The 4712-nt window shown below is 74.0% G+C and carries 5 protein-coding genes; all 5 read left to right on the top strand.

The features are described 5' to 3' along the window. Positions 1 to 286: 286 nt before the first annotated feature. Positions 287 to 1285: a TrkA family potassium uptake protein gene (locus NH602_RS28165; RefSeq protein WP_202416755.1), complete on the top strand. Its 999-nt coding sequence runs from the start codon at positions 287 to 289 to the stop codon at positions 1283 to 1285. A 46-nt stretch (positions 1286 to 1331) separates the two neighbouring features. Next, entirely contained in the window at positions 1332 to 2024 is a 693-nt protein-coding gene (locus NH602_RS28160) for a transketolase (protein ID WP_100879740.1), read from the top strand. After that, positions 2021 to 2962, top strand: a complete 942-nt coding sequence (locus tag NH602_RS28155) for a transketolase family protein (RefSeq protein WP_179760971.1) — start codon at positions 2021 to 2023, stop codon at positions 2960 to 2962. The genes NH602_RS28160 and NH602_RS28155 overlap by 4 nt, the downstream gene beginning before the upstream one ends. 9 nt (positions 2963 to 2971) lie before the next feature. Then, positions 2972 to 3835 carry an exodeoxyribonuclease III gene (locus NH602_RS28150; protein ID WP_179760970.1) on the top strand — a complete coding sequence of 288 codons (864 nt, stop codon included), beginning with the start codon at positions 2972 to 2974 and terminating at the stop codon, positions 3833 to 3835. Between the two features lie 105 nt (positions 3836 to 3940). Continuing rightward, a partial coding sequence (locus tag NH602_RS28145; protein ID WP_253069382.1) for a DUF4142 domain-containing protein occupies positions 3941 to 4712 on the top strand: 772 nt, incomplete at its 3' end.

The raw sequence follows: 4712 nt of genomic DNA, 5'->3' as shown, positions 1-4712 counted from the left end.
ACCCGGCGGGCTCGCGCAGTCCCGCGGCCACGGCGACCCCCGTCTCGAGGGCCTCGGTCGGGTCCGGTCCGGGTGCGGCACCGCCGCGGAACCGGCGCGCGCTCAGCCGCGGCCGCAGCGACGTGCGCGCAGCAGGCGTCACACGTTCGTGGTCCCCCTCGGCCGACACCTGAGTGAGGATAGGGCCCGGGCGGTCGGTGCGGCGCGACCTGGGCGCTAGCCTTCGCACGTGATCGGCTCCACCCGGCTCAGCGAACTCGATCCCCAGGTCGAGGGTGCGCTGCGGATGCCGGACCCGCGGTCGGGCCCGGTGCGCTCGCTGGTGACCCGCCTGGCGATCGCGGTGTTCGCGCTCGGCGCGACGACGTTGATCGTCTTCTTCGGGCGCGACGGCTACCTCGACAACAACGGTACGGGCGAGATCTCGCTGCTCGACGCCCTCTACTACGCGACGGTGTCGCTGTCGACGACCGGCTACGGCGACATCGTGCCGGTCAGCCCGATGGCCCGCTCCATCAACATCGCGGTGATCACCCCGTTGCGGGTGCTGTTCCTGATCGTCCTCGTCGGTACGACCGTCGAGCTGCTCACCGAGCGCTCGCGGCAGTCGTTCCGGATCCAGCGCTGGAGGTCGCGCGTGCGCGAGCACATCGTCGTCGTCGGCTACGGCACCAAGGGGCGCGCGGCGGTGGAGACGCTGCTCGGCGACGACGTGGACCCCGGGAAGATCGTCGTCGTCGACACCGACCGGGCGCGGCTGGACGTGGCCTCCGGGCTGGGCCTGGTCACCGTGTCCGGCAACGCGACCCGCTCCGCGGTGCTCCGCATCGCCGGGGTGCAGCTGGCGACGACGCTGGTCGTCGCCCTGGACCGCGACGACACCGCGGTGCTGGTCACCCTGACCGCCCGTGAGCTGTCCAAGTCGATCTCGATCGTCGCCGCGGTGCGCGAGGCGGAGAACGTGCACCTGCTCCGCCAGTCCGGCGCCAGCTCGGTGATCGTGTCCGACGAGACGGCCGGGCGGCTGCTGGGCGTCGCGACCCGCTCGCCCGCCGTCGTCGAGGTGGTGGAGGACCTGCTCACCCCGGACGCCGGCTTCGCGATCTCCCAGCGCCAGGTCGAGCCGACCGAGGTCGGCGGCTCCCCGCGGCACCTGCCCGACATCGTGCTCGGCGTGGTGCGTGGCGAGCAGCTCCACCGGGTCGACTCGGCCGCCGTCGACGCGCTGGAGCGGGGTGACCAGCTGCTCTACGTCCGCAAGGCGACCCCGCCGGACGAGGAGTAGCTCGGCCCCTTGACCTGAAGTCGGCTTCAGGTCACAGAGTGGTCGCATGCGATCACCGACCGGCTACGCCGACCTCGCCGGGCTGATGACCCGGATGACCGGCGACGAGAAGCACGAACCCGCCGCGACCTCCACCCTCGACGTCCTGTGGGTCCTCTACGACCGCATCCTGCGCGTCGACCCGCAGCACCCCGACGACCCCGACCGCGACCGCTTCCTGGTCTCCAAGGGGCACGGCCCGATGGCGCTCTACGCCGTCCTCGTCGCCCGCGGGTTCCTCGACGACCACCTGCTCGACCGGTTCGCCGGGTACGACTCGACCCTCGGGCACCACCCCGACCGCACGCTCGTGCCCGGGGTGGAGATCTCCTCCGGCTCGCTCGGCCACGGGCTCGGACTGGCCGTCGGCACCGCGTCGGGGCTGCTGCTGCAGGGCCGCGACGCGCGCACCGTCGTCCTCGTCGGCGATGCCGAGCTCGACGAGGGCTCCAACTTCGAGGCGATCCAGTACGCGGGCCGTGCCGGGCTGTCCGGGCTGAGCGCCGTCGTCGTCGACAACAGCTCGGCCTCGCACGGCTGGCCCGGCGGGATCGCCGGCCGCTTCACCGCGGAGGGCTGGGTCGCCGTCGACGCCGACGGCCGCGACCACGACGACCTGGAACGCGCCTTCCGCACCGCACACCCCGACCGACCGCTCGCCGTCGTCGCGCACGTCGAACCGAAGGGGAGCCACCGATGACCGGCTTTGCTCTGCTCACCGATACGCAGCAGCCCACTCCCTCCGACCCCGTGACCCCGCCCGACCTGCGGGAACGCTTTTATGCGCTGCTGCCGGAGCTGATCGCGTCCGACCCGCGGGCCGTCGCGCTGCTGGCCGACATCGGGGCCGGCTACGTCGACGTCCCGCCCGACCTCGCCGACCGCGTGATCAACGTCGGCATCCGCGAGCAGCTGCTCGTCTCCACCGCCGGTGGGCTCGCGCTGACCGGGATGCGCCCGGTCGTGCACACCTTCGCGCCGTTCCTCGTCGAACGGCCCTACGAGCAGCTCAAGCTCGACCTCGGGCACCAGGGCGTCGGGGCGCTGCTGGTGTCGGCCGGCGGGTCCTACGACATGGCGGGCGCGGGGGAGACCCACTTCGGCCCGCGCGACGTGCCGCTGCTCGACACCCTCGACGGTTGGACCGTCCACGTGCCCGGGCACGCCGACGAGGCGGAGGCGCAGCTGTGGGCCGCCCTGCCCGGCGACGACCGGGTCTACGTCCGGCTCTCGGGCGCGTCCAACGCGCGGCCGTACGGGGCGGGCCCGTCGATGACAGTGCTGCGGCGGGGGCGCCGGGGGACGGTCGTCGCGGTGGGGCCCCTGGCGGACCGGACGCTCGCCGCCGTCGCCGACCTGGACGTGACCGTCCTGTACGCCGGGACCGTCCGCCCGTTCGACGCGGCCGGCCTGCGCGCCACGCTGTCCGAGCCGGACGTCGTGCTCGTGGAGCCCTACCTCGCCGGGACCTCGGTGCGGCACGTCTCCGATGCGCTCGCCGACCTGCGGCACCGGGTCCTCGGGCTCGGGGTCGGCGCCGCCGAGCTGCGTCGCTACGGCAGCCCGGAGGACCACGACGCCGCGCACGGCCTGGACGTCGCGGGCATCCGCCGGTCGGTGACGCGCTTCCTCTCGTAGGGTCGGGGCGTGCGTCTGGCCACCTGGAACGTGAACTCCGCGAAGTCCCGGCTGCCGCGGCTGCTGCCGTGGCTCGACGAGCGGGAACCCGACGTCGTCTGCCTCCAGGAGACCAAGCTCTCCGACGACGACTTCGCCGCGGCCTTCGACGAGGCACTGGCCGAGCGCGGCTACGCGAGCGCGCACCACGGCCAGGGCCGGTGGAACGGCGTCGCCCTGCTGTCGCGGGTGGGTCTGGACGACGTCGTGCGCGGCCTGCCCGACGAGCCCGTCTTCACCGAGGGCGGGCTGGAGGTCCCGGACGCGCGCGCCGTCACCGCCACCTGCGGCGGGCTGCGGGTCACCTCGGTGTACGTGCCGAACGGCCGCAGCCCCGAGGACCCGCACTACGCCTACAAGCTGCGCTGGCTCGGTGCACTGCGCGAGCTGGTCGCGACGGGCGACCCCGCGTCGACCGTGGTGGCCGGGGACGTGAACATCGCCCCCACCGACGACGACGTCTGGGACCGTTCCCTGTTCGACGGCGCCACCCACGTCACCCCCGACGAGCGGGCCGCGCTCGCCGCGCTGCTCGGGACCGGGCTGCGCGACGTCCTGCGCGAGCGCTGGCCCGACGAGCGCGTGTTCAGCTACTGGGACTACCGGGCCGGCCGGTTCCACCAGGACCAGGGGATGCGGATCGACCTGGTGCTGGCCGGGTCGGGCCCGGCCGACCGTCGCGCGGCGGTGTGGGTGGACCGCAAGGCGCGCAAGGGGAAGCTCCCCAGCGACCACGCCCCGGTCGTCCTGGACCTCGACGAGGCGCCCGACGGCGACGTCGGCCCGGTCGTCCCGCCGCCCTCGGCCCCGGCACCGCTCAGCCGTCGGCGATAACCACTCGCCGCCCGCGTGGGACCTGTCGTGTGGTTCGAGTTGCAACGTCCGGAGTAAGCCGATAGCCCATCAGGCGTACACCGCTACCTCCGGGGGATGACTCGCATGACGACGACCACGAACCACCCGCGCCGGATCAGCCGCACCGTCGGTGCCGCCGTCGCCGCGGCCGCACTCGTGGGGCTGACCGCCTGCGGTGGCGAGACGCCGCAGGTGCCGAACCTGCCCGACAACCTCCCGCAGGTCCCGGGCGTCGGCGACCCGCGCCAGGCGTTCGGCGACGCGCACCAGAAGGCGCTCGGCCTCGCCGCGCTCGGCGGCATCGGCCTGGAGCAGGGCGTCGGGGACAAGGTCAAGGAGCTCGCGCCGCAGGTGCAGGGCGAGGGCCAGCAGATCAACGACAAGCTGCGGGGGCTGGCGTCGTCGATCGGCGTCTCGCTGCCCGACCAGGTCTCCCCGGAGATCCAGTCCCAGGTCGACGACCTCAAGGCCCGCACCGGTGAGCAGTTCGACCAGGGCTGGCTGCAGGCCGCGCAGGAGCAGGTCGGACAGCTCAGCGACCAGGCCCAGCAGCTGCTGAACGTCCCCGGCCTGCCGCCGGAGCAGCTCGATCAGGCCCGCGCGCAGCTCACGAACCTGGGTGAGCTGAAGACCAAGCTGGACCAGGCCGCGGCCGAGGCCGGGGCCACGACCCCGGGCTCCGGCTCGGACAACCCCGGGAACGGCACCGACGGGAACGGCACCGACGGGAACGCCGCCGGGTCCGGCGACGGGACCGCGCCCGGTGCGGGCACCGGCAACGGTACCGGCAACGGCTCGGCCTCCGGTTCCGGTGACGCCGCGGGCCGGGGCGGCTCCGGCGCGCCCGCCGTCGACG

Origin of the sequence: Pseudonocardia sp. McavD-2-B (assembly GCF_024124365.1) — a bacterium.
Taxonomy (GTDB): domain Bacteria; phylum Actinomycetota; class Actinomycetes; order Mycobacteriales; family Pseudonocardiaceae; genus Pseudonocardia; species Pseudonocardia alni.
This window is presented reverse-complemented; position numbering and strand designations above follow the sequence as displayed.